This is a genomic window from Streptomyces fulvoviolaceus, from assembly GCF_000718165.1.
Taxonomy (GTDB): domain Bacteria; phylum Actinomycetota; class Actinomycetes; order Streptomycetales; family Streptomycetaceae; genus Streptomyces; species Streptomyces fulvoviolaceus.
Genome location: NZ_JOEY01000004.1, coordinates 110,211 through 132,918, shown reverse-complemented (window position 1 = coordinate 132,918; position 22,708 = coordinate 110,211). Strand labels below are relative to the sequence as shown.

The 22,708-nt window shown below is 70.1% G+C and carries 23 protein-coding genes and 1 pseudogene; 11 read left to right on the top strand and 13 right to left on the bottom strand.

Features of this window, described 5'->3' with window-relative positions; translation table 11 throughout:
• Nucleotides 1-16 precede the first annotated feature (16 nt).
• The 4 genes from IG08_RS0105625 (at nt 17) to IG08_RS0105610 (ending at nt 3,448) form a co-directional block, all read left to right on the top strand.
• Nucleotides 17-934, top strand: coding sequence for a F0F1 ATP synthase subunit gamma (locus IG08_RS0105625; protein ID WP_030596954.1), 918 nt, complete (start codon nt 17-19; stop codon nt 932-934).
• Nucleotides 934-2,370 carry a F0F1 ATP synthase subunit beta gene (gene atpD, locus IG08_RS0105620; RefSeq protein ID WP_030596953.1) on the top strand — a complete coding sequence of 479 codons (1,437 nt, stop codon included), beginning with the start codon at nt 934-936 and terminating at the stop codon, nt 2,368-2,370. Before IG08_RS0105625 ends, atpD begins: the two co-directional genes overlap by 1 nt.
• A gap of 111 nt (nt 2,371-2,481) precedes the next feature.
• The gene (locus IG08_RS0105615; protein ID WP_030596952.1) at nt 2,482-2,856 is read left to right on the top strand and encodes a F0F1 ATP synthase subunit epsilon; all 375 of its coding nucleotides are present in this window, start codon (nt 2,482-2,484) and stop codon (nt 2,854-2,856) included.
• A gap of 145 nt (nt 2,857-3,001) precedes the next feature.
• Nucleotides 3,002-3,448 carry a DUF2550 domain-containing protein gene (locus IG08_RS0105610; protein ID WP_030596950.1) on the top strand — a complete coding sequence of 149 codons (447 nt, stop codon included), beginning with the start codon at nt 3,002-3,004 and terminating at the stop codon, nt 3,446-3,448.
• Nucleotides 3,449-3,646: 198 nt separating this feature from the next.
• Here IG08_RS0105610 and IG08_RS0105605 read toward each other — a convergent pair whose 3' ends face one another.
• The 3 genes from IG08_RS0105605 to IG08_RS0105595 all read right to left on the bottom strand — a co-directional run bounded on the left by IG08_RS0105605 (nt 3,647) and on the right by IG08_RS0105595 (nt 7,399).
• Nucleotides 3,647-5,470: a glycoside hydrolase family 18 chitinase gene (locus IG08_RS0105605; RefSeq protein ID WP_030596948.1), complete on the bottom strand. Its 1,824-nt coding sequence runs from the start codon at nt 5,468-5,470 to the stop codon at nt 3,647-3,649.
• Between the two features lie 118 nt (nt 5,471-5,588).
• Nucleotides 5,589-6,230: a response regulator gene (locus IG08_RS0105600; protein WP_030596947.1), complete on the bottom strand. Its 642-nt coding sequence runs from the start codon at nt 6,228-6,230 to the stop codon at nt 5,589-5,591.
• Complete coding sequence (locus IG08_RS0105595) at nt 6,227-7,399, bottom strand: sensor histidine kinase (protein WP_030596946.1); 1,173 nt, start codon at nt 7,397-7,399, stop codon at nt 6,227-6,229. Before IG08_RS0105595 ends, IG08_RS0105600 begins: the two co-directional genes overlap by 4 nt.
• Before the next feature lie 153 nt (nt 7,400-7,552).
• Between IG08_RS0105595 and IG08_RS0105590 the strand changes: the two genes are divergently transcribed.
• Together IG08_RS0105590 and IG08_RS0105585 are read left to right on the top strand one after the other, a co-directional pair.
• Nucleotides 7,553-8,119 (top strand): hypothetical protein, encoded by a 567-nt coding sequence (locus tag IG08_RS0105590; RefSeq protein ID WP_030596945.1) that lies wholly within the window; start codon nt 7,553-7,555, stop codon nt 8,117-8,119.
• A gap of 37 nt (nt 8,120-8,156) precedes the next feature.
• Nucleotides 8,157-8,579, top strand: coding sequence for a hypothetical protein (locus IG08_RS0105585; RefSeq protein ID WP_052424492.1), 423 nt, complete (start codon nt 8,157-8,159; stop codon nt 8,577-8,579).
• On the opposite strand, the gene IG08_RS0105580 is transcribed toward IG08_RS0105585, so the two are convergent.
• The 3 genes and pseudogenes from IG08_RS0105580 to IG08_RS62955 all read right to left on the bottom strand — a co-directional run bounded on the left by IG08_RS0105580 (nt 8,576) and on the right by IG08_RS62955 (nt 9,479).
• Nucleotides 8,576-9,148, bottom strand: a complete 573-nt coding sequence (locus IG08_RS0105580; protein WP_030596941.1) for a cob(I)yrinic acid a,c-diamide adenosyltransferase — start codon at nt 9,146-9,148, stop codon at nt 8,576-8,578. The two genes, IG08_RS0105585 and IG08_RS0105580, sit on opposite strands and share 4 nt — an antisense overlap.
• A 13-nt stretch (nt 9,149-9,161) precedes the next feature.
• Nucleotides 9,162-9,335 (bottom strand): annotated as a pseudogene (locus IG08_RS62960) (ABC transporter permease); the annotation flags it as partial.
• Between the two features lie 15 nt (nt 9,336-9,350).
• Nucleotides 9,351-9,479 (bottom strand): hypothetical protein, encoded by a 129-nt coding sequence (locus IG08_RS62955; RefSeq protein WP_420823279.1) that lies wholly within the window; start codon nt 9,477-9,479, stop codon nt 9,351-9,353.
• A 510-nt stretch (nt 9,480-9,989) separates the two neighbouring features.
• Here IG08_RS62955 and IG08_RS0105565 point away from each other — a divergent pair.
• The 3 genes from IG08_RS0105565 to IG08_RS0105555 all read left to right on the top strand — a co-directional run bounded on the left by IG08_RS0105565 (nt 9,990) and on the right by IG08_RS0105555 (nt 14,146).
• Nucleotides 9,990-10,838 (top strand): 3-hydroxyacyl-CoA dehydrogenase family protein, encoded by an 849-nt coding sequence (locus IG08_RS0105565; protein WP_030596937.1) that lies wholly within the window; start codon nt 9,990-9,992, stop codon nt 10,836-10,838.
• 151 nt (nt 10,839-10,989) lie between these two features.
• Nucleotides 10,990-11,313 carry an STAS domain-containing protein gene (locus IG08_RS0105560; RefSeq protein ID WP_030596935.1) on the top strand — a complete coding sequence of 108 codons (324 nt, stop codon included), beginning with the start codon at nt 10,990-10,992 and terminating at the stop codon, nt 11,311-11,313.
• A 268-nt stretch (nt 11,314-11,581) separates the two neighbouring features.
• On the top strand, nt 11,582-14,146 hold the full coding sequence (locus IG08_RS0105555) for an ATP-binding protein (RefSeq protein WP_030596932.1): 2,565 nt from the start codon (nt 11,582-11,584) through the stop codon (nt 14,144-14,146).
• 67 nt (nt 14,147-14,213) lie between these two features.
• Here the strand turns inward: IG08_RS0105555 and nucS are convergent, their stop codons facing one another.
• Nucleotides 14,214-14,885, bottom strand: coding sequence for an endonuclease NucS (nucS, locus tag IG08_RS0105550; RefSeq protein WP_030596930.1), 672 nt, complete (start codon nt 14,883-14,885; stop codon nt 14,214-14,216).
• A 246-nt stretch (nt 14,886-15,131) separates the two neighbouring features.
• On the opposite strand from nucS, the gene IG08_RS0105545 reads away from it, so the two are divergent.
• Nucleotides 15,132-15,524: an SCO5389 family protein gene (locus IG08_RS0105545; protein WP_030596928.1), complete on the top strand. Its 393-nt coding sequence runs from the start codon at nt 15,132-15,134 to the stop codon at nt 15,522-15,524.
• 90 nt (nt 15,525-15,614) lie between these two features.
• On the opposite strand, the gene IG08_RS0105540 is transcribed toward IG08_RS0105545, so the two are convergent.
• Complete coding sequence (locus IG08_RS0105540; protein WP_030596926.1) at nt 15,615-16,643, bottom strand: LLM class flavin-dependent oxidoreductase; 1,029 nt, start codon at nt 16,641-16,643, stop codon at nt 15,615-15,617.
• A gap of 223 nt (nt 16,644-16,866) precedes the next feature.
• Here IG08_RS0105540 and IG08_RS0105535 point away from each other — a divergent pair, with 223 nt between their 5' ends.
• On the top strand, nt 16,867-17,208 hold the full coding sequence (locus IG08_RS0105535) for a hypothetical protein (protein ID WP_030596924.1): 342 nt from the start codon (nt 16,867-16,869) through the stop codon (nt 17,206-17,208).
• 8 nt (nt 17,209-17,216) lie between these two features.
• Here the strand turns inward: IG08_RS0105535 and IG08_RS0105530 are convergent, their stop codons facing one another.
• The 5 genes from IG08_RS0105530 to IG08_RS0105510 all read right to left on the bottom strand — a co-directional run bounded on the left by IG08_RS0105530 (nt 17,217) and on the right by IG08_RS0105510 (nt 22,632).
• Nucleotides 17,217-18,089, bottom strand: a complete 873-nt coding sequence (locus tag IG08_RS0105530) for an ABC transporter permease subunit (RefSeq protein WP_030596922.1) — start codon at nt 18,087-18,089, stop codon at nt 17,217-17,219.
• Complete coding sequence (locus tag IG08_RS0105525; protein ID WP_030596921.1) at nt 18,086-19,309, bottom strand: ABC transporter ATP-binding protein; 1,224 nt, start codon at nt 19,307-19,309, stop codon at nt 18,086-18,088. The genes IG08_RS0105530 and IG08_RS0105525 overlap by 4 nt, the downstream gene beginning before the upstream one ends.
• Nucleotides 19,310-19,524: 215 nt before the next feature.
• Entirely contained in the window at nt 19,525-20,295 is a 771-nt protein-coding gene (locus IG08_RS0105520) for an ABC transporter permease (protein WP_030596919.1), read from the bottom strand.
• 2 nt (nt 20,296-20,297) lie between these two features.
• Complete coding sequence (locus tag IG08_RS0105515) at nt 20,298-21,257, bottom strand: ABC transporter ATP-binding protein (RefSeq protein WP_030596917.1); 960 nt, start codon at nt 21,255-21,257, stop codon at nt 20,298-20,300.
• A gap of 10 nt (nt 21,258-21,267) precedes the next feature.
• Nucleotides 21,268-22,632 carry an MDR family MFS transporter gene (locus IG08_RS0105510; RefSeq protein ID WP_043453313.1) on the bottom strand — a complete coding sequence of 455 codons (1,365 nt, stop codon included), beginning with the start codon at nt 22,630-22,632 and terminating at the stop codon, nt 21,268-21,270.
• Nucleotides 22,633-22,708: the final 76 nt, after the last annotated feature.

Here is a 22,708-nt window from a genome sequence, read left to right as displayed (position 1 = left end):
GGAAGGGACCTGACTCATGGGAGCCCAGCTCCGGGTCTACAAGCGTCGCATCCGATCCGTCACCGCGACCAAGAAGATCACCAAGGCGATGGAGATGATCGCCGCCTCGCGCGTCGTCAAGGCGCAGCGCAAGGTGGCGGCCTCCACGCCGTACGCGCAGGAACTGACGCGTGCGGTCACGGCGGTCGGTATCGGCTCGAACACGAAGCACCCGCTGACCACGCAGGCCGAGACGGTCGTGCGGTCCGCTGTGCTGCTCCTGAGCAGCGACCGTGGTCTTGCCGGTGCCTTCAACTCCAACGCCATCAAGGTGGCGGAGCGGCTGACCGAGCGTCTTGAGGCCGAGGGCAAGCAGGTCGACACGTACATCGTCGGCCGCCGCGGTCTGGCCCACTACAACTTCCGCGAGCGCACGGTCGTGGAGTCGTGGTCGGGCTTCACCGACCAGCCCTCGTACGCGGACGCCAAGAAGGTCGCGGCTCCGCTGATCGAGGCCATCGAGAAGGACACGGCCGAGGGCGGGGTGGACGAGCTCCACATCGTCTTCACCGAATTCGTCTCGATGATGACGCAGACGGCGCTGGACGACCGTCTGCTGCCGCTCAGCCTCGAAGACGTGGCGAAGGAGGCCGCCCCCCAGGGCGAGATCCTTCCGCTGTACGACTTCGAGCCCTCGGCGGAGGACGTCCTCGACGCCCTGCTGCCGCGCTACGTGGAGAGCCGTATCTACAACGCGCTTCTCCAGTCGGCCGCCTCCAAGCACGCCGCCACGCGGCGCGCGATGAAGTCGGCCACCGACAACGCGGGAGACCTGATCACCAGCCTCTCCCGACTTGCCAACGCGGCCCGCCAGGCCGAAATCACCCAGGAAATCAGCGAGATCGTCGGTGGCTCCGCAGCCCTGGCCGACGCGACCGCGGGGAGTGACAGGTAATGACGACGACAGTTGAGACGGCCGTTGCCACGGGCCGCGTCGCCCGGGTCATCGGCCCGGTCGTCGACGTGGAATTCCCCGTCGACGCCATGCCGGAGATCTACAACGCCCTTCACGTCGAGATCGCCGACCCGGCGAAGGACGGCGAGAAGAAGACGCTGACCCTTGAGGTCGCCCAGCACCTGGGTGACGGCCTGGTCCGCACGATCTCGATGCAGCCCACCGACGGTCTGGTCCGCCAGGCCGCGGTGACCGACACGGGCTCCGGTATCACCGTGCCCGTCGGTGACTTCACCAAGGGCAAGGTGTTCAACACCCTCGGTGAGGTGCTGAACTCCGACGAGAAGTACTCGGGCGAGCGCTGGTCCATCCACCGCAAGGCCCCGCGCTTCGACGAGCTCGAGTCGAAGACCGAGATGTTCGAGACCGGCGTCAAGGTCATCGACCTTCTCACCCCGTACGTCAAGGGTGGAAAGATCGGCCTGTTCGGCGGTGCCGGCGTCGGCAAGACGGTGCTCATCCAGGAGATGATCTACCGCGTCGCCAACAACCACGACGGTGTCTCCGTGTTCGCCGGTGTCGGCGAGCGCACCCGTGAGGGCAACGACCTCATCGAGGAGATGGCCGACTCGGGCGTCATCGACAAGACCGCCCTGGTCTTCGGTCAGATGGACGAGCCCCCGGGCACCCGTCTGCGCGTGGCCCTCGCTGGTCTGACCATGGCGGAGTACTTCCGCGATGTGCAGAAGCAGGACGTGCTGTTCTTCATCGACAACATCTTCCGCTTCACGCAGGCCGGTTCCGAGGTCTCGACCCTGCTCGGCCGGATGCCCTCCGCGGTGGGCTACCAGCCGAACCTGGCCGACGAGATGGGTCTCCTCCAGGAGCGCATCACCTCGACCCGTGGTCACTCGATCACCTCGATGCAGGCGATCTACGTCCCCGCGGACGACCTGACCGACCCGGCCCCGGCCACCACGTTCGCCCACCTCGACGCGACGACGGTTCTGTCCCGTCCGATCTCCGAGAAGGGCATCTACCCGGCCGTGGACCCGCTGGACTCCACGTCCCGCATCCTGGACCCGCGCTACATCACGGCGGACCACTACAACACCGCCATGCGTGTCAAGGGTGTCCTGCAGAAGTACAAGGACCTCCAGGACATCATCGCCATCCTCGGCATCGACGAGCTCGGCGAGGAGGACAAGCTGGTCGTCCAGCGTGCCCGCCGCGTGGAGCGCTTCCTGTCCCAGAACACCCACGTCGCCAAGCAGTTCACCGGCGTCGACGGGTCGGACGTACCGCTGGACGAGTCGATCACCGCGTTCAACGCGATCATCGACGGCGACTACGACCACTTCCCGGAGCAGGCGTTCTTCCTCTGCGGTGGCATTGAGGACCTCAAGGCCAACGCCAAGGAGCTCGGCGTCTCCTGAACTCCCTGAGTTCGACTGAGGGGGCGGGTGCGTCCCGCCCCCTCTTTCACGCCTACTAGACTTGTAACCAACACCCGGCAGAACCGCCGGGTGGTGACCCGAGGAGCCACCTTGGCTGCTGAGCTGCACGTCGCGCTGGTCGCGGCCGACCGAGAGGTCTGGTCCGGCGAGGCCACCCTTGTCGTCGCGCGCACCACGTCCGGCGACATCGGCGTCATGCCCGGTCACCAGCCGCTGCTCGGTGTGCTGGAGTCGGGCCCGGTGACCATCCGTACGAGTGATGGTGGAACCGTCATCGCCGCGGTGCACGGCGGTTTCATCTCGTTCGCGGACAACAAGCTGTCGCTGCTGGCCGAGATCGCCGAGCTGTCGGACGAGATCGACGTCCAGCGCGCTGAGCGCGAGCTCGAGCGCGCGAAGGCGGAGGGCGACGCCTCCGCCGAGCGCCGCGCGGACGTACGACTGCGTGCGGCGACGGCGAGCTGAATCAGCTCGCTGTGCGATGACGTCACTCAGCCGCGGCTGGAACCGGAGCGATCCGGTACCAGCCGCGGCTGAGGCAGATACGGGTGTTTTTTCCATTCCGTTACCGAGAAATCCGTAACCGAGGAGAACGAGGAGGTCGGTGTCGATGGTCCTCGCTCTGACTGTGTGCGGATTGGTCGTGGCCCTGGTGGTGCTGGGGCTGTTCGTCTTCGGCCTGCGCCGCAGACTCATCCAGCGCTCCGGCGGCACCTTCGACTGTTCCCTGCGCTGGGACGTGCCGGAGAAAACGGACACCAGCGGCAAGGGCTGGAGCTACGGCGTCGCCCGCTACAACGGCGACCGCGTCGAGTGGTACCGCGTCTTCTCCTACGCCTACCGTCCGCGCCGCGTCCTGGAGCGCGCCGCGATCGAGGTCGCCGGCCGCCGTCTTCCCGAGGGCGAGGAGGAGCTGGCGCTCCTGTCCGACGCGATCATCCTCACCTGTCTGCACCGGGGCACGCGACTCGAACTCGCCATGAGCGAAGACGCGCTGACCGGTTTCCTCGCCTGGCTGGAGGCGGCCCCGCCCGGTCAGCGCGTCAACGTCGCCTGACACACCGGGTGTTGACCGTCGTCCTGGCTGGCGCCGACCGTGCCGGGTCCGGGTCCGACTTTGGACGTGGCCGATCGATCGGCCGTGGCTGGCCGAAGAACCCTGGGTGGCGTGCGCCGGGGCGCGCGGGGCACACGCAAGCCGCCGCGGACCGGCCCGAAGGTCTGCCCACGGCGGCTTCGCAGTGCGTGCGCGGCGTCAGCTCAGTCCGCTGTTGATCGCGCTCACCAGTTCGCCGTCGCTGGTGTCACCGCTGAACTCCCAGAAGAACGCGCCGCCCAGGCCCTGGTTCTCGGCCCACGTCATCTTTCCGGCGATCGTGGCCGGGGTGTCGTAGGACCACCAGTTGTTGCCGCAGTAGGCGTACGCCGTGCCCGCGATCGTGCCGGTGGCCGGGCAGGACGTCTTGAGCACCTTGTAGTCCTCGATGCCCGCCTCGTAGGTGCCGGGGGCCGCGCCGGTCGCCGAGCCGCCGGGGGCGGCCTGGGTGACGCCGGTCCAGCCGCGGCCGTAGAAGCCGATGCCGAGCAGGAGCTTGGTGGAGGCGACGCCCTTCGTCTTCAGTTTGGCGATCGCGTCGGCCGCGTTGAAGCCGGCGGTCGGGATGCCGGAGTACGACGTGAGTGGTGAGTGCGGGGCGGTCGGGCCGTCCGCGTCGAAAGCGCCGAAGTAGTCGTACGTCATCACGTTGTACCAGTCGACAGAGGCCGAGGCGCCACCGTAGTCGGCAGCGTCGAGCTTGCCGCCGGAGGAGCCGTCGGCGGTGATGGCCGCGGTGACGAGGTAGCTGCTCCCGAACTCCGAACGCAGCGCCGACATCAGGGTCCTGAAGGCCGCGGCCCCGCTGGTGTCGCAGGTCAGGCCGCAGGCGTTCGGGTACTCCCAGTCGATGTCGATGCCGTCGAAGACGTCCGCCCAGCGCGGGTCCTCGACGACCGCCTTGCAGGAGGCGGCGAAGGCGGCGGGGTTGGCCGCGGCCTGGGTGAAGCCGCCGGAGTAGGTCCAGCCGCCGAAGGAGTACAGCACCTTGATGTTCGGGTACTTGGCCTTCAGCTGGCGCAGCTGGTTGAAGTTGCCGCGCAGCGGCTGGTCCCAGGTGTCAGCCGTGCCGGACACCGACTGGTCGGCGGTGTAGGCCTTGTCATAGGCGGCGTAGGTGTCGTCGACGGTGCACTTGCCGTCCTTGACGTTGCCGAACGCGTAGTTGATGTGCGTGATCTTGGACGCGGAGCCCGAGGTCACCAGGTTCTTGACGTGGTAGTTGCGGCCGTAGACGCCCCACTCGGTGAAGTAGCCGAGCTTGACCTTGTCGCCGGACGGGGGCGGGTCGGTGGTGCCGCCCGTGGTGTGCACGGCGACCGCGCCGCTGACCGGGCCCGTCTGGTCGGCGGTGTCGCGGGCCTGGACGGTGTACGAGTAGTCCGTGCCGGCGGTGAGACCGGTGTCCGTGTACGACGTCGTCGTCACCGTCGCGACCTTGGTGCCGTCGCGCAGGACGTCGTAGTTCTTGATGCCGTTGTCGTCGGTGGCCGCGCTCCAGGTCAGCTTGGCCGAGGTGTCGGTGATGTCGGAGGCGGTGGGGGTGCCGGGGGCGCTTGGCGCGCTGTCGCCGGGGACCGTGCCGCCGTCACAACTGCCGCCGTTGAGGAGACAGTTGGAGGGGGAGCCGGATCCGGTGCCGTTGAAGCCGAAGGAGACGGAGGCGCCGGGGGCGAGGGTGCCGTTCCAGGACTTGTTCTTGGCGGTCCAGTGGGTGCCGGAGGACGTGACGTCGGCGTCCCAGGCGGAGGTGACGGACGTTCCGGAGGGGAAGTCCCACTCGACCGTCCAGGAACTGAGGCTGGTGGTACCGGTGTTGGTGACCGTCCACTTGCCTTCGAAGCCGGTGCCCCAGTCCTGGGTCTTGGCGTAGGCGGCGGTGGCGGACGTGGCGGCCTGGGCGGGGCTCGCGAGGCCGACCAGCGCGGCCAGCGGGAGCAACAGGGTCGCGAATCCGGCCACGGCTCTGTGTCTGAAGCGCATGGTGCGCCTCCTCGTCGGGGGTTGGGGGCGTGACTGAGCCTTCACACCCACGGTGCCGCGAGGATAGGAAGGTCTGGACCATCGGTCAATAGGTCTGGACCACTTGTCGACGTGCGGCTCAGACGCCCAACTCCTGTGCCAGCACGGCTGCTTGTACCCGGCTGCGCAGTTCGAGCTTCCCCAGCAGTCGGCTGACGTGCGTCTTCACGGTGGCCTCGGCCATGTCGAGGCGGGCCGCGATGCCGGCGTTGGACAGGCCTTCGCCGAGGCAGGACAGCACCTCGCGCTCCCGCCGGGTGAGGGTGTCGAGGACGGCGGGATCGACGGTCGTACCCCGGACGGGCCTCGCGGCGAACTCGGCGATCAGGCGGCGGGTGACGGCCGGAGCGATCAGCCCCTCCCCGCGCGCGACCGTCCGCACGGCCTCCAGCAGGTCCTTCGCCTCCGTGTTCTTCAGCAGGAACCCGGCAGCACCGGCCCGCAACGCCCCGAACACGTACTCGTCGAGGTCGAAGGTCGTCAGCACGAGCACGTCGGCCAGGCGCTCCTCGACGACCTGCCGGGTCGCCGACACCCCGTCCACCCGCGGCATCTGAATGTCCATCAGGACGAGATCGGGCCTCAGCTCCCGCGCCAGCGCCACCGCCTGCTCGCCGTCCGCCGCCTCGCCGACCACCTCGATGTCGGGTGCGCTGCGCAGGATGAGGACGAGCCCGGCGCGGACGGCGGACTGGTCCTCGGCGACGAGAACACGGATCATTCCGGGTCTCCTTCGGTGAGGGGAAGGGTGGCGCGTACGGCCCACAGCGCGCCGTCGGGACCGGCGGTGAAGGTGCCGCCCAGCAGCGCGGCCCGCTCCCGCATGCCGACCAGTCCGGCTCCGGAACCCGGGGCACGCGGGCCGTCCCGGTGGCCGTACGGGCTGCTCACCCGGACGTCGAGCACGCCGTCACGGCGGCCGAGGGCGACGGTGACCCGGCCCGGGCAGGCGTGCTTGAGGGCGTTGGTGAGGGACTCCTGGACGATGCGGTAGGCGGCGAGTTCGACGGGGGCGGGGACGCTGCCGTGGTCGGCGTCGAGGCGGATGTCGAGGCCGTTGGCGCGGGCGCCTTCGACGAGCGAGGCCAGGCCGTCCAGGGTGGGTGCGGCCGCCGGTGCGGTGTCGCTGCCGGCGTCCCGCAGGATGCCGATGAGCCGCCTCATCTCCGTCAGGCCGGCCACGCTGTTCTCCCGGATGACGGACAGGGCCTCCTTGGAGGTGCCCGGGTCGTCGATGGAGAGCGCGGCCGTGGAGTGGATGGCGATCGCCGACAGATGGTTGGCGACCATGTCGTGCAGTTCCCGCGCCATGCGCGCCCGCTCGGCGGTGACCGCCTGGGTGCGGTCCATCTCGGCGAGGAGCGCCGTCTGCTCGGCGCGCAGGCGGGCGGCGACGGCCGCGTCCCGGTGGTCGCGGACGATCCAGCCGGTGGCCGCGGGCCCGAACGCGACGACGCCGATGACCACGCCGATCAGCAGGGTCTCCGGGTCGCGCCACACCGCGAACGGCACCAGCATCCCGGCCACCGTGAGCAGCCCGGTGATCCAGGGGATACGGCGGGCGGAGGCGGGCGGGCCGTACAGGACGGCGGCGTACACGAGGTCGGTGAACATCAGCACCGTGGCCACGTTGCCCTGGGTCAGCGTGTCCGCGGTGATCGCGACCGTGCCGGTCAGCAGGGCGGTGCGCGGCGCGGTCCGGCGCAGCAGCTCGCAACCGGCCATCACGCACAACGGCACCAGGACCGGCCAAGGGCCGTCGAGGAGCGTGACCGGGTCCCCGGACGTCCGCACGCCCAGCCCGATGCCCACCAGCAGCAGACCGCCGAGCAGCCCACCGACGGCGACGTACACGTCGAAACGATGCGGACGGGGGAGCGCTACGGCCATGCGCTCCATCCAACACGGCCCGCGTCCCGGCCGCCTGCCCCCGGGGAAGGGTCCTGGACTGCATCTTTCGATGTACCGCGACTTCGTCACCGCCGACGACGAGCGGGGCGGATCCCGACGGGAGCCTGGAAGGGTGACCGAAGGGAGCGAGCCGTGATCGTCGCGTTGATCATCGCCTGTGAGGTGGGCTTCTGGGTGCTGCTGGCGCTGGGCCTGGGCGTCCGCTACCTGCTGAAGTGGCGTCGCACGAGCGTGGTCCTGCTGCTGTGCGAGCCGGTCCTGGAGCTGGTCCTGTTCGTGGTGACCGCCATCGACCTGAAGAACGGTGCCGAACCGAGCTGGGAGCACGGCCTCGCGGCGCTCTACATCGGTTTCACCGTCGCCTACGGCCACTACACGATCCGTTGGCTGGACGGCCACGCCGCCCACCGCCTGGCCGGCGGCCCGTCCCCGCCGAAGCCCCCGCGCTTCGGCCTCGCCCGGGCCCGCCACGAGGGCCGCCTGTGGCTGCGTACGCTGCTGGCCGCGGCCGTGGCCTGCACGCTGCTGCAGGCCGCGGTCTGGTACGTCGGCGACAGTGGCGACGTGTCGTCGCTGAGGTCCTTCCAGTGGGCGGCGCTGCGGGCCGCCGGCATCCACGGGCTGATCGCGCTGACGTATCTGATCTGGCCGAAGAAGCCGCCGGCGTACGCCGTCCCGCATAATCCTCCTCCCGGGTGATCTTCGGCTCGGGGATTGACCCGGGGAGGAACACGACGTGCGGAGCCGACCGCTCCTGACCACCGGCGCGGCAGGCCTGGCGCTCTGGTGGCTGACCGCCTGCGGCAGCGACACCAGGACGTGCCCGCTGCTCGACCTCGCCTCCCAGGTCTCCGTGACCTGGGAGGCGGACGAGCTGCCGTACGGCGAGACGGACATGTACCGGATGTGCGTGGCGTCCCACTGCGACAGCGGGGAGCCGCTCGTGTACGGCGGCACCGGGCGGGTGTCGGTGCGGCTGCCGGAGGACTTCGACGAACGGCGGACGCAGGTCCGCCTGAGCCTCACCACCCGGCAGGGCACCGCGAAGCTGGCCACCTCCGGCACCGTGACGCTGCGGATGGCGCGGGCGGCATGCGACCAGGCCCTGCAGGGGAGTCTGCGGTTGACTGCCGACGGCGTACTGAAGGAGCCTTCCTAGCGTTCCCCGCCCGGCACCCACAGCACGTCGCCCACGTCCTTGTTGGCCGTCCGCGCCAGGATGAACAGCAGGTCCGACAGCCGGTTGAGGTAGGTCGCGGTGAGAGGGTTCATCGCCTCGCCGTGCACCTCCAGCGCGGCCCACGTCGAGCGCTCGGCCCGTCGTACGACCGTGCAGGCCTGGTGGAGCAGGGCCGCGCCCGGGGTGCCGCCCGGGAGGATGAAGGAGCGGAGCTTCTCCAGCTGCTCGTTGAAGTGGTCGCAGTCCGCCTCCAGCTTGTCGACGTAGAACTGCTCGACCCGCAGCGGCGGGAACTCCGGGTTCTCCACCACCGGCGTCGACAGGTCCGCGCCCACGTCGAACAGGTCGTTCTGGACGCGGGTGAGGACCTTGACGATCTCCTCCTCCAGGCCGCCCAGCGCGATCGCCGTGCCGATCACCGCGTTCGCCTCGTTGGCGTCCGCGTACGCGGAGATCCGCAGATCGGTCTTGGCGACCCGGCTCATGTCGCCGAGGGCGGTGGTGCCCTGGTCGCCGGTCCTGGTGTAGATGCGCGTCAGATTGACCATATGGCCAGCGTAGTTACGCTCCGGCCGTCCGGAACACGCGTGTGCCCACTGTCACGGCGAGTCCCGCGAAGGCGACGGCCACGAGGACGCCGTACAGCAGGTGATCCGTCGCGTACGAGCCGACGTACGCGTCCCGCATCGCGTCCACCGGATAGCGGAACGGCATGAAGTGGGAGAGCGCGTCCAGGGTCATCGCGGACCTTCATCGCCGGCGCGTACGACAGACCCGCATCCGCTCGATCGCCCCCTGCCCCTTCTCGACGATGACCAGGAAACCCGCGAACAGCGCCCCGAACGGTCCGAGTTGGAGCAGCAGCCCGGGCGCCGGCACACCGAACAGCGGCGCGAAGCGGGCGCGGACGGGACTGGTGCAGGTGGCGGCAGTGGATGAGTGCGCTGCACGGCTTTGTGACGGAGGCCATCGGGGAGGCGTCCGGGGCCAGGAGAGCCGCGACCAGCTCGCAGCCACCCCGCGCGAGGAGACCGGCGTGACTCCGGGCGACCCGCTCCCACGACCCGCTCCCCGGCCTGATCGCCGGTCAGGTCTGCCGGGTCCACCAGACGGGTTTCGTCACCGTCGGCCGTGAGATGATCGCCGGGCACAATCCGGACGAAGTGTCACGAGAGGTGCTCGTGCTTCTCGGTGACATCGAGGAGCTGTTGAGCGAAAAGGTCCTCAACTACGCCGTACGAGACCACTGATGACCCATGCCGGTGTGATGTCCGTCAGATGAGACGTGACGCGCATTACTTACCGGTCACACAGCCCCTCACGAGCGCTAGGGTCCGCCGGAGAGGCACGTAAACAGGGTGTAAGGCGTTGCAAAGGGGAGTCGCAACAGTGGCACGGAAGCTTGCCGTCATTGGCGCCGGCTTGATGGGTTCCGGTATCGCCCAGGTCTCCGCGCAGGCGGGCTGGGACGTCGTCCTCAGGGACGTCACGGACGAGGCACTCAAGCGTGGCACCGACGGCATCAAGGCGTCGTACGACAAGTTCGTGAGCAAGGGCAAGCTGGAGGCGCACGACGCCGACGCCGCCCTCGGCCGGATCACCGCGACCACCGACCTGGACGCCGCCGCGGACGCGGACATCGTCGTCGAGGCCGTCTTCGAGAAGCTCGAGGTCAAGCACGAGATCTTCCGTGCGCTCGACAAGATCGTGCGTCCGGACGCCGTGCTCGCCTCCAACACCTCCGCCATCCCGATCACCAAGATCGCGGCGGCCACCGAGCACCCCGAACGGGTCGTCGGTGTGCACTTCTTCTCGCCGGTGCCGATGATGCAACTCGTCGAACTGGTCCGCGGCTACAAGACGAGCGACGAAGCCCTCGCCACCGCGCGGGAGTTCGCCGAGTCCGTCGGCAAGACCTGCATCGTCGTGAACAGGGATGTGGCCGGGTTCGTGACCACCCGTCTCATCTCCGCCCTCGTGGTCGAGGCGACCAAGCTGTACGAGTCGGGAGTCGCGACCGCCGAGGACATCGACCTCGCCTGCAAGCTGGGCTTCGGTCACGCCATGGGACCCCTTGCGACGGCGGACCTGACGGGCGTCGACATCCTGCTGCACGCCACCGGCAACATCTACACCGAGACCCAGGACGAGAAGTTCGCGCCGCCTGAGCTGATGCGCCGGATGGTGGATGCCGGTGACATCGGGCGCAAGAGCGGGCAGGGCTTCTACAAGCACTGAAACCGCACAGACCCCTCGCGCATCACACCGGGGGGTGAATTCGGTATCGGTTCGCTTACGGACGGCAACCTATGACCGCTCAACGCAGTCAGAGGTGGCATCACCGGACATCACATTCGTGGAGTACGACACGCACTCTCGGGGAGCGCATATGTACATCAGGGGCGACCACGCCGAGCTGGTCGTCGGGGGCCGCCTCGACGTCCGCAGCGCGGCGGACGCCCGTACGGTCCTGCACTCGGCCGTCGACGACGGAGTCGGCGACCTGGTGCTCGATCTGTCCGAGCTGGACTCCTGGGACGCCACCGGACTCGGGGTGATCATGGGGGCGCACCGACGTGCCGGCCGCTGCGGCCGACGCCTGGTGCTGCGTCGCGTACCGCCGCAGATGCAGCGCCTGTTGGTCGCCACCCGGCTGCACCGGATCCTGGCGATCGAGGGTGGTATCGGGGTGGAGTCACTGCCCCGAGTGTGACACTTCCGCCGGAAGTGTCACGTGTTTCGGGGGAGACCTCGGCAGGCGTCCACGCAACGCACGACGCGCGCAATCCTCACGAGACTGTGACGTCTCGAACGGCGCGGTACCCCGGGCTGTCGTAGATACTGTGCGAAGGTTTAGGGTTCGGTCGCCCGCTGCCTAATTCCCTTCCAGCGGGCCCGGACCAGAAGCGACAGCGCGGTGTGCAACAGGCCGGGAGGGGCCGCAATCGGCACACGAGACGCTTTTGGGGGGCTTGAAACCTATGGACCCGAACAACCGGGGACCCGAGGAGTACGGCCATGACGGGGACGGCAGTACGCCCCGTCAGCGCCCGCCCAGGGACCCCCTCACACCCGACTTCGGCCAGCACGCGCCGGCGCTGGCCCGCACGGTGCAGCTCGTCGCCGGCGACTTCCTGCTCACCGTCAATCCCGTCGACGGCAGCGAGATAGAGGCCTGCCCGCCGGGCGAGCGACCGGCCCGGCCCGAGAAGTTCGGCGCGGCCGAGCGTGCCGAGGTGGACCGCGCGGCCAAGCCGCCCGTCCCGCCCGGACCGACCCGGCGCGCGCTGCCGCTCCTGGCCCGCCAGGACGAGCGCGAGCGTCTCGTACGGCTGCTCGCCCGCGGCCGTTCCGTACGCCTCACCGGTGCGGCCGGCACCGGCCGCACCAGCCTCCTCGACCTCGTCGCCGAGGACTGCGCGGACCTCGCCCCCGACGGCGTGGTCCGCCTCACCGGCTTCCACCGCACGGCGAGCGACCTGCTCTACGACCTCTTCTACGCCGTCTACAACTCGCCCCTGTACCGCCCCGACCGGGACCAGCTGCTCACCCACGTCCGGGAGATCGGTGCGGTCGTCGTCCTCGACGACATCGAGTTCGGCGGTGCCGCCCTCGACGAGCTCCTCGACGCGACTCCCGAGTGCGCCTTCCTGATCGCGGCCACGCCCGACGTGCCCGCCCCGTCCGCCGACTCCGCGCTCGAAGAGGTCTTCCTCGGCGGCCTGGACCGAGGCGACGGCGTGGAGCTCCTGGAGCGTGCCGTCGGCCGGGTCCTCACCGAGGAGGAGTCGAACTGGGCGGGCGACCTCTGGTTCGAGTCCGAGGGTCTGCCGCTGCGCTTCGTCCAGGCCGGCGCCCTGCTGCGGCAGCGCGACCGGCTCCGGGCCGACGCGAGCGCCGTCGACGAGTTCGGCGTGTTCGCGGACGCGCCGCCCGTGGACGCGCCTTTCGACGCACCCCTCGACGCGCCTTTCGGTCCCGACGCCGACGAGGGTGAGGACGTACCCCTGCCGGCGCTCGGCGAGGCCGCCGCGCCCGCGCCGCTGCTCGCCGCCCGGCTCAGCGAGTCGGCGCGCGCCACCCTGCGGTTCGCCGTCGCGCTCGGCGGCGAGGTGCCGCACCAGGCCCATCTGCCCGCGCTGGTCGGCGACACCCACGCGGACGCCGCGCTCGGTGAACTCGCCGACAGCGGGCTCGTCTCCCCGGTCGGCTCCCGTTACCGGCTCGCCGCCGGTGTGCTGACCCAGCTGGAGGCCGCCGGATACGGCGACGGTGTCGAGGCCCGCGCCCTCGCCGCCGCCCAGCACTACGGCTGGTGGGCCGGACATCCCTCGGTCACCCCGGAGCGGGTGTGCGCCGAGGCGGACGCCCTGCTCGCCGCCCTCGGCATTCTGGCGCCGACGACGACCGCGCCCGGCGAGGGCGAGGAGAGCGCCACCGTGCAGCTGGCCCGCACGGCGGCTCCCGCGTTCGCAGCGGGCGGCCACTGGGGTGCCTGGGAGCGGGCCCTGCGGTCCGGTGCCGAGGCCTCCCGGCTCTCCGGCGAGGTCTCCGAACAGGCCTACTTCCACCACGAGCTGGGCATCCTCGCGCTCTGCGGCGGCCAGCTCGACCGGGCCCGCACCGAGCTGGAGTCCTCCGTCGGCCTGCGCGGTGCGGTCGCCGACAAGCGCGGCACCGTAGCGGGCCGCCGTGCCCTCGCCCTGGTCTCCGACCGCGACGGCACCGCGCCCGGACTGGCCCGCCTCGGCGCCATGGCGGGCGAGGAGGTGCCCGACGCCCGGTACGAGGAGTCGGCGTCGCCGCCGGGAGGGGTGCCCGCGGCCTTCCCGCCGCTGCAGCCGCCCGTGGGTGACTCGCAGACCATCGTCGTCCACCGGGCCACGTCGCCGTCGCCCGCCCCGTCACGCAAGGCCCGGGGCGGCCTCAAGGGTCTCGCCAAGCGCAACCTGGTGGCGGCCGGCGCGGGCGCGCTGCTCGTGGCCGTGCTCGGCACGGTGGTGACGCTCGGCGCCACCTCCAACCCCGACACCGACAACCCGTCCGACCAGGTCGGCGTCAACCCGTCGGCCAGCCAGGGCGCGGACGACGGCAGCCTGGGCGCCGACGTGCCGAAGAACGACGACGGCAACGGCGACACCGGCACGGCGACCAGCCGTCCCACCGACCCGGGCCCCGACGGGACCTACGGCACCTCCGACGACCCGACCCCGACGGACACGGCGGAGCCGTCCGACGACCCGAGCGGGACGCAGGGCGGCAGTTCGTCGAGTTCGCCGACCAAGTCGCCGACGAGGACACCCACGTCGAAGCCGCCGACGTCGACGTCGAAGCCGCCGACGGAAACTCCGACGGAGACGCCCACGGAAACCCCGACGGAAACCCCGACGGAGACGCCCACCGTCACTCCGACGGACACGACGCCGACCACTTCCGACTCGGCCAGTGGCCCCGTCTCGTCCTCCCCGGCGGAGACCAGCAGCTCCGCCGGCGCCCCGGAGAGCAGCGACGCCGCCTCGGCGAGCAGCTCGAAGCCGGTGATCTGACGCTCGGCACAGAAGGGCCCGGTCCATCCGATGGACCGGGCCCTTCTGTGCCGTAGGGAAGCGACCGTCAGAACAACCGCAGCTTGTCGTCCTCGATGCCCCGCAGGGCGTCGTAGTCGAGGACCGTGCAGCCGATCCCGCGGTCGGTCGCGAGGACGCGGGCCTGCGGCTTGATCTCCTGCGCGGCGAAGACGCCGCGGACCGGGGCGAGATGGGGGTCGCGGTTCAACAGCTCGAGGTAGCGCGTGAGTTGCTCGACGCCGTCGATCTCGCCGCGTCGCTTGATCTCGACCGCGACGGTCCCGCCCTCGGCGTCCCGGCACAGGATGTCGACCGGACCGATGGCCGTCATGTACTCGCGGCGGATGAGGGTGTAGCCGTCGCCGAGGGTGTCGATGCGGTCGGCGAGGAGCTCCTGAAGGTGTGCTTCCACGCCGTCCTTGATCAGGCCGGGGTCCACGCCGAGTTCGTGCGAGGAGTCGTGGAGGATCTCCTCCATCGTGATGATCAGCTTCTCGCCGCCCTTGTTGATGACGGTCCAGACGCCCTCTTCATCGCCCGAACCCTCCTTCAACGTGCAGGGCGGCGACATCCAGTTCAGGGGCTTGTAGGCCCGGTCGTCCGCGTGGATCGAGACGCTGCCGTCCGCCTTCACCAGGATCAGACGGGGGGCCGAGGGCAGGTGGGCGGTGAGCCGGCCCGCGTAGTCGACGGAACACCGGGCAATGACGAGACGCATGGTCGGCAACGCTACTCGACGGGCGCATGTCCACGCGATTCGGCCCGGAAGACCCGTGTTCAGTTGTGGCCGATTGTGGGCCCATTGAGGACGCTCTTTGTACGCATTCTCCTGGTGCCGTCACCGTCCGTTGCTTACCGTAGTAAACGGGAGGTCGCGAGACGTGTACTGAGCGTGTTCGGTATCGCGAACTCCCTCATCTGTCCGGCAACCCCTGTTGTCCACAGGGGTGCGAGAGGAGAACCCATGTCGCTCGACGTCTCACCGGCCCTACTCGAGAAGGCCGAGCGAGGCGAGGTCGACGAAGCGGAATTCGTCGACTGCGTCCGGACCTCCCTGCCCTACGCATGGGAGATGATCAGCTCCCTGGTGGCTCAGCTGAAGGTGGACGGCGGCCAGTTCGCCGACAACCAGACGCCGCCGCCGGACGAGCAGGCACGCGGCCAGCTGCTGCGTGCGCTTGCGAGTGACGCGATACGCGGCGCGCTGCAGCGGCACTTCGGGGTGCGGCTGGCCTTCCAGAACTGCCACCGCGTGGCGGTGTTCCCGTTGGACACCACGGTCGACGAGACGCTGACCCGCTTCACCTCGGTCCGCAGTCAGCTGCTGAACCAGTCGCCGGAGTTCCGGGACTGCTGACGCAGCGCGCCGCTTGCTTGCCGCTCCGTACGCGGGAGGTGCATCAGTACTGGGGCGGCAAGCTCCGTGCCGGACAGGGACGTTCCACTTTCAGCCGAGATGCGGGAGCACTTCGGCACCCAGCCGTCGTACGTTCTCCTCGGTGGCAGCCAGGTCTCCCGAGCCCTCGACGAGCAGGGCGAAGCGGGAGATGCCGGTCCGCTCGCTGGTCGCCGCGAGGCGGTCGGCGCACAGCCGCGGAGTGCCCACCGGGTGCAGCCCGCAGAGCAGTTCGGTGTACGCCAGCGGGTCGCGCATCGGGCGCTCGCGGCCGTCCACCGTGACATGGGCGCCGAGCCCCTGCCGCAGCCAGCCCGGCATCGCCTTCACCAGCGTCTCCACGGCGTCGGTGCGCCGGTCCGCGATCTGGCAGACGCCCGCCGAGACATGGGCCGCGCCGAGGACCTCCTCCGATGAACGCCCCGCCGCACGCGCGAGCTTGCGCCACAGGGACACCATCTCGGCCTTTTCTTCGTCCCCGATGTGCATCCCGAGGAGCATCGGCAGCCCGCGCTCGGCGGCCAGCCGTACGCTCGCCGGCGACGTGCACGCGAGGACGACCTCCGGTCCCGCGGTCTCCGACAGCGACTCCGACGGCCGCGGTACGACGGGCACTTCACGGAAGGAGAAGCGCTCTCCCGAGGCCGCGACCGACGGTTCGCGCAGCCACCGCACCAACAGATCGAGTGATTCCGGGAACCCCTTCTCGTACGCCTCCAGGCCCGCGCCGAACACCTCCAGGTCGACCCACGGCCCGCCGCGTCCCACACCCAGCGAGAAGCGGCCGCCGCTCGTCAGGTGCAGCAGCGCGGCCTGTTCGCCGAGGGCGACGGGGTGGACGGTGGGCAGCACGCTGACGGCGGTGCCGACCCGGATGCGCCGGGTGCGTCCCAGCAGTAACGCGGCCAGGGTGATCGCCGACGGACAGGTGCCGTACGGCACGAAGTGGTGCTCGGCCAGCCAGACCGCGTCGAGCCCGGCCTCCTCCGCGACCTCGGCCGAGCGGACCGCGCGGTGCAGCGCCTCCCCCTGGCCCTGCCCCGGGAACTGGGCCGCCAACACGAAACTTCCTACGCGCATGTGCTTTTCCTGCTTCCTTGGCCCCGACACGGAGCTCCCCCACAGGGCATAACCGTCTGACACGTGCCGAGGACACGGCCTGGCGAAGAGATTTACGGATTGTCTGCAGAATGGGTCCCCCCGGAGGGGGACTTGTGGGGGTTGGTTCCCCACGCCTACCCCGGTCCGCGCCGCGTAGGCTGGACACAGCCCCTGCATCCTGTATAGCCCCGTGAGGTGTTCTGTGTCCCCGCGTCGCAACCGACCCAAGGGAGCTGGTTCGTCAGGCTCGGCCGGCGGGAGTGCCGAGGACGACCGTTCGGGCCGCTACGGCGGCTTCCAGTCCGCGGAGAGCTGGCGGGGCGAGGAGTGGAACGTCCGCCATGTGGCGGGGGCAAGCGCCCAGGGCAAGACGTACCGCTGCCCGGGCTGCGACCAGATGATCCCGGACGGCGTCCCGCACGTGGTGGCCTGGCCCGACCACTCGGGTGTCGACGAGCGCCGCCACTGGCACAAGGCCTGCTGGAACGCGCGGGACCGCCGCACCTCGCGGGTGCAGCGGTCCCGTAACGCGCCGAAGTTCTAGGGGTCCTCTCAGACGTCCCGCTTCTCCAGCAGCGCGTACGCGGCGGCGAAGGCCGCCGCCGTCACGCCCAGCGCGATCCACAGCGGGTCCCAGCCGGACGGGCCGGACTCGGTGAGCGAGTTGGAGTAGAAGACGCTCAGCTGGTTCGGGATGGAGTACTCGAACAGGGCCTGGCGCAGGCTGTCCAGGGACTCCGAGAACATGAACAGCGCGATGACCAGCGGGGCCAGCACCAGGCCGATCATGATGGTGATCGCGCCCGCCGAGTGCCGGATGATCGAGCCGACGAGGAGCGAGAGCAGGCCGAGCAGCGCGATGTAGAGCGAGATGCCGACGGTGCCCTTCAGCCACTCCTCGCCGGTCGCTTCCCTGGCGCCGTCCAGCAGCGCCACGTCCGCGAGGGCGACGACGAGCACCGAGACCAGGGTGACCACGAACGCGACCGAGAAGAACACGATCGCCTTCGCCGTCAGCACCCGGCCGCGCGAGGGGCAGGCCACCGCCGTGGTCCGGATCATGCCGGTGCCGTACTCGGAGGCCGTGGTCAGCACGCCGAGCGTGATGACGCACATGCAGCCGAGCAGCAGCCCGAAGAAGCCGAAGGACAGCGGGTTCTCGTCCCTCAGGCTGCCCGCGCCCGCGTTGGCGGCGACCAGCGCGGCGGTCCCGAGGCCGATGCCGACGTTGAGCAGCACGAACACGCCCAGCGTCCACATCGTGGAGCGCACCGACCTGATCTTCGTCCACTCCGAGGCGATCGCGTGCCCGAGGTGCGTGCGCACGACCGGGATCGGCGAGGTGTAGCTGGGGTACGACGGTCCGGGCGCCGGCTGCCAGTTCGGCGCCGGGGCCTGCGGCATCGGGGGCTGCGGGGTGCTCATCGGGCGTCCTCGGGCTTGGTCAGGTCGGAGGCGGGGGCCGCGGGAGCGGCGGGCGGCGCGGCGGGCGCCTGGGCGGCGTACGGGTTGGGCGCGCCCGCACCGGGCCCGGCAGGGGCGCCGTAGGGGCTCGCGGGCGGCTGCATCGGCTGCACCGGCTGTCCCTGCGGGACCGGCGGTGCGAACGGCTGCCCGCCCTGCTGGGGCGGCGGCGGGGCGTACCAGCCGGGCTGGCCCTGCCCGGGCACCGGCATCGGCGGCTGCGCGCCGGGCGGCATGGGCTGCTGGAGGCCGGCCTTCTGGTCGATGGTCGAGCGGTAGTCGACGGCGCCCTGCGTCATCCGCATGTACGCCTCCTCCAGCGAGGCCTGGTGCGGCGACAGCTCCCACAGGCGTACGTCCGTGTCGTGCGCGATGTCGCTGATGCGCGGCAGCGGCAGTCCCGTCACCCGCAGCCCGCCGTCCTGCTCGGGCAGTACGTGTCCGCCCGCCTCGGTGAGCGCGGACGACAGCTTCTCGCGCAGCTGGGGCTCGGTGTCGGGCGTCCGCACGCGCGCGAAGTCGGCGGAGTTCGCCGAGATGAAGTCCTTGATGCTCATGTCGGCGAGCAGCTGCCCACGTCCGATGACGATCAGGTGGTCGGCGGTCAGCGCCATCTCGCTCATGAGGTGGGAGGAGACGAAGACCGTACGTCCCTCCGCGGCGAGCGCCTTCATCAGGTTGCGGACCCAGAGGATGCCCTCGGGGTCGAGGCCGTTGACCGGCTCGTCGAACAGCAGAACCTGAGGGTCGCCGAGCAGTGCGGCGGCGATGCCGAGCCGCTGGCCCATGCCGAGGGAGAAGCCCTTGGAGCGCTTCTTCGCCACGTCCTGGAGGCCGACCACGCCGAGCACCTCGTCCACCCGGCGGGCCGGGATGCCCGACAGCTGAGCCAGGCACAGCAGGTGGTTGCGCGCGTGCCGTCCGCCGTGCACGGCCTTGGCGTCGAGCAGGGCGCCCACCTGGCGGGGGGCGTTGGGCAGCTTGCGGTACGGGTAGCCGCCGATCGTCACCTGCCCCGTCGTGGGGTTGTCCAGGCCGAGGATCATCCGCATCGTCGTCGACTTGCCGGAGCCGTTGGGCCCCAGGAAGCCGGTGACGGCACCGGGCCGCACCTGGAAGGAAAGGTTGTACACAGCGGTCTTGTCGCCGTAGCGCTTGGTCAGGCCGACTGCCTCGATCATGCTCCGCACCCATCGCAAGGTTCAGGACAGCGGGGCACACGCCCCCGTAAGGGTTAGGAGCCTATCGGTGCGCTGACGGTTCCGCTCAAATGAAAGCAAAGCGCAGACGCTCCGCTGGCAGCCCGGTGTTTCATCTGCGGGCCGGTGGGGGCTGGTCGCGCAGTTCCCCGCGCCCCTATAGGGCGCTGCCGAACCGCACCTGACATCGCCAGGCCCTACGCGTCCCTCTTCTTCAACAGGACATAACCCCCGGCGAGCGCCGCGACCACCCACAGCGTCATGATGCCGAGGCCGCCCCAGGGGCCGTACGGAGTGCTGTCGTCGACCGGGGTGACCACCTGCATGATCTTGCTGCCGGCCTGGTCGGGCAGGTAGCGGCCGATCTTCTTGGTGGCCGAGACGTTGCCCAGGATGTTGGAGACCAGGAAGAAGAACGGCATCAGGATGCCGAGCGACAGCATCGGCGAGCGCAGCATCGCGGCGACGCCCATCGAGAACATCGCGATGAGGGTCATGTAGAGGCCGCCGCCGATCACCGCGCGCAGCACGCCCGTGTCGCCGATCGACGCCTTGTGCGAGCCGAGCATCGCCTGGCCCAGGAAGAACGCGACGAAGCTGGTGGCGAGGCCGACGACGAGCGAGAGGCCGGTGGCGACCGCGATCTTGCTGACCAGGAAGGTGGCGCGCTGCGGTACGGCGGCCAGCGAGGTGCGGATCATGCCGGTGCTGTACTCGTTCGACACGACGAGCACGCCGAACACGATCATCGCGAGCTGACCGAGGCTCATGCCCGCGAAGCTGATGAACGTCGGGTCGAAGGAGAGCTGGTCGCTCCGGCTCATCTTGTCGAACTCGTTCTTCGACAGGGCCGAGATCAGCATGCCGAGCGCGATGGTGACGACCACGGCGAGGGAGAGCGTCCACACCGTGGACGCCACCGACCGGATCTTGGTCCACTCGGACCGGACGACCTGGATCGCCGCCATGGTCAGTTCCCCTTCCAGCCGTCGCCCCACGGCTGCGGTGGCGGTGCGGCAGGTGTGTCGGAGTGCGCGTGGTACTCGACCGACTCCGCGGTCAGCTGCATGAACGCATCCTCCAGGGAGGCCTGTTGCGGGCTCAGCTCGTGCAGCACGATCTGGTGCTGGGCGGCGAGCTCACCGATGTGCTCGGACTTGCTGCCGTCGACCTCCAGGCTGCCGTTGCCGGTCTCCACGACGGTGACCCCGGCCCCGTGCAGCACGTCGAGCAGCCGCTCGCGCTGGGGGGTGCGGATCCGGACGTAGGACCGCGAGTTCTGCGTGATGAAGTCGGCCATGGAGGTGTCGGCGAGGAGCCGGCCCTGTCCGATGACGACGAGGTGGTCGGCGGTGAGGGCCATCTCGCTCATGAGGTGCGACGAGACGAAGACCGTACGGCCCTGGGCGGCGAGGGACTTCATCAGGTTGCGGATCCAGTGGATGCCCTCGGGGTCGAGGCCGTTGACGGGCTCGTCGAACATCAGGATCCGCGGGTCGCCGAGCAACGCGCCCGCGATGCCGAGCCGCTGGCCCATGCCGAGCGAGAAGCCCTTGGCCTTCTTCTTCGCCACGGCCGTGAGGCCGACCGTGTCGAGCACCTGGTACACCCGCTTCCTCGGGATGCCGTTGCTCTGGGCCAGGCACAGCAGGTGGTTGAAGGCGCTGCGTCCGCCGTGCATGGCCTTGGCGTCCAGCAGGGCGCCGATGTACGTCAGCGGGTCCTTGAGCTGGTCGTAGTGCTTGCCGTCGATGCGGACGTCGCCGGCGGTGGGCCGGTCGAGGCCGAGCAGCATGCGCATGGTGGTCGACTTGCCGGCGCCGTTGGGACCGAGGAAGCCCGTGACGATGCCCGGTCTGACGGTGAAGGTCAGGTTGTTGACCGCCACTTTCTCGCCGTACCGCTTCGTCAGGCCCTCGAGCTCGATCATGCGGACCACGCTAGGTGCGGGCTTCGGCGGATGCCACTCGTATGGGCAAACAGAGACCGACGGCAGCGGCAACAACCGTGAACGCCGTCGACCAGAGGAACGCGTGCGGGAAGGCCGAGGTGCCGTGGCCCTGTGCCAGTACGGCGGCCAGGACCGCGGTGCCGAAGGAGCCGCCGAGCTGCTGCACGATCCGGACCGTGGTGCTGCCGTGCGGGATGCGGTCGGGGCTCAGGCCCTGGTAGGCGCCGACGTTCACGGCCAGGTTGGCGGCGCTCATCCCGAGGCCCCGGACGACGAGGGCGACGGGGAGGAGCACGGCCGCGGGGTGCCGGAAGGCGAAGGGGAGGGTGCCAAGAGCCGACAGCAGCATGCCCGCGAGGACGACCGGGCGGGGGCCGACGCGGTCGGTGAGCGGTCCCGTCGCCCGGGACAGCAGACTGCCGAGGCCCTGCGGCGCCAGCAGCAGCCCGGCGGCGATCACGCTCTCGCCGCGCGCCTGCTGGTAGTAGAGGGGCAGCAGGAACATCCCGCCGTACAGGGCGAGGCCGTTGAGGAACATCAGCGTCGCGGAGACGGCGAAGGCGTGGTCGCGGAACACGCGGAGGTCGACGAGGGGTGCGGGGGAGCGCAGGGCGTGCACGGCGAACACCCCGACCAGTACGGCGCCCACGGGGATCGCCGTCGCCCGGGCGAGGCCGTCCTGTGAGAGGCCGTAGACGAGCGCGGCGAGGCCGGGGGAGAGGAGCAGCAGCCCGGTCGTGTCGAGGCGGCGGGCGGTGCGGGGGCCGTCCTTCGGGACGCCCCGCCAGGCCAGGGCGAGGGCGAGCAGGCACAGGGGCAGGTTGACGTAGAAGATCCAGCGCCAGCTGAGGTGGCCGACGATCAGACCGCCGAGTACCGGTCCGAGGATCGGCCCGATCAGGGCGGGCAGGGTGATCACGGCCATCAGGCGGCCGAGGTTGCGCCCGCCCGCGGCCCGCATGACGAGCGTCTGCAGGACCGGCAGGAGCACCCCGCCGCCGATGCCCTGCACGACCCGGAAGACGACCAGCGAGCCGATGTTCCAGGCGAGCCCGCACAGCATGGACCCGGCGAGGAACAGCGTCAGCGAGGCCAGCCAGACCGGGCGGGCGCCGAACCGCTCCACCGCCCACCCCGAGACCGGCACGACCATCGCGAGGGCGAGCAGATACGCCGTACTCACCCACTGCACGGCCGCCGTCGAGGCGTTGAGGTCATGGCCGAGGGTGTGGATCGCTATGGAGACGATCGTGCTGTCGAGGAGCGGGGCGAGGGCACCGAGGACGAGGATGCCGGCGAGCTTGAGGACGGCGGGGTCGAGGCGGTTGGTGGTGGAGCGGGCGGTGGTGGTCATGGGACTCCCTTTGGAGACGCTACGTCTCTTAATGGCACGATAGGCTTACGGCCGTAAGAGACGCAAGGTCTCTTAA

Bases quoted from the DNA above. Each gene is read 5' to 3' on its own strand.
- IG08_RS0105625 (WP_030596954.1), top strand. From the start codon at position 17: ATGGGAGCCCAGCTCCGGGTCTACAAGCGTCGCATCCGATCCGTCACC.
- atpD (WP_030596953.1), top strand. From the start codon at position 934: ATGACGACGACAGTTGAGACGGCCGTTGCCACGGGCCGCGTCGCCCGG.
- IG08_RS0105610 (WP_030596950.1), top strand. From the start codon at position 3,002: ATGGTCCTCGCTCTGACTGTGTGCGGATTGGTCGTGGCCCTGGTGGTG.
- IG08_RS0105605 (WP_030596948.1), bottom strand. From the start codon at position 5,470: ATGCGCTTCAGACACAGAGCCGTGGCCGGATTCGCGACCCTGTTGCTC.
- IG08_RS0105600 (WP_030596947.1), bottom strand. From the start codon at position 6,230: ATGATCCGTGTTCTCGTCGCCGAGGACCAGTCCGCCGTCCGCGCCGGG.
- IG08_RS0105595 (WP_030596946.1), bottom strand. From the start codon at position 7,399: ATGGCCGTAGCGCTCCCCCGTCCGCATCGTTTCGACGTGTACGTCGCC.
- IG08_RS0105580 (WP_030596941.1), bottom strand. From the start codon at position 9,148: ATGGTCAATCTGACGCGCATCTACACCAGGACCGGCGACCAGGGCACC.
- IG08_RS0105560 (WP_030596935.1), top strand. From the start codon at position 10,990: ATGTACATCAGGGGCGACCACGCCGAGCTGGTCGTCGGGGGCCGCCTC.
- IG08_RS0105555 (WP_030596932.1), top strand. From the start codon at position 11,582: ATGGACCCGAACAACCGGGGACCCGAGGAGTACGGCCATGACGGGGAC.
- nucS (WP_030596930.1), bottom strand. From the start codon at position 14,885: ATGCGTCTCGTCATTGCCCGGTGTTCCGTCGACTACGCGGGCCGGCTC.
- IG08_RS0105545 (WP_030596928.1), top strand. From the start codon at position 15,132: ATGTCGCTCGACGTCTCACCGGCCCTACTCGAGAAGGCCGAGCGAGGC.
- IG08_RS0105540 (WP_030596926.1), bottom strand. From the start codon at position 16,643: ATGCGCGTAGGAAGTTTCGTGTTGGCGGCCCAGTTCCCGGGGCAGGGC.
- IG08_RS0105530 (WP_030596922.1), bottom strand. From the start codon at position 18,089: ATGAGCACCCCGCAGCCCCCGATGCCGCAGGCCCCGGCGCCGAACTGG.
- IG08_RS0105525 (WP_030596921.1), bottom strand. From the start codon at position 19,309: ATGATCGAGGCAGTCGGCCTGACCAAGCGCTACGGCGACAAGACCGCT.
- IG08_RS0105520 (WP_030596919.1), bottom strand. From the start codon at position 20,295: ATGGCGGCGATCCAGGTCGTCCGGTCCGAGTGGACCAAGATCCGGTCG.
- IG08_RS0105515 (WP_030596917.1), bottom strand. From the start codon at position 21,257: ATGATCGAGCTCGAGGGCCTGACGAAGCGGTACGGCGAGAAAGTGGCG.
- IG08_RS0105510 (WP_043453313.1), bottom strand. From the start codon at position 22,632: ATGACCACCACCGCCCGCTCCACCACCAACCGCCTCGACCCCGCCGTC.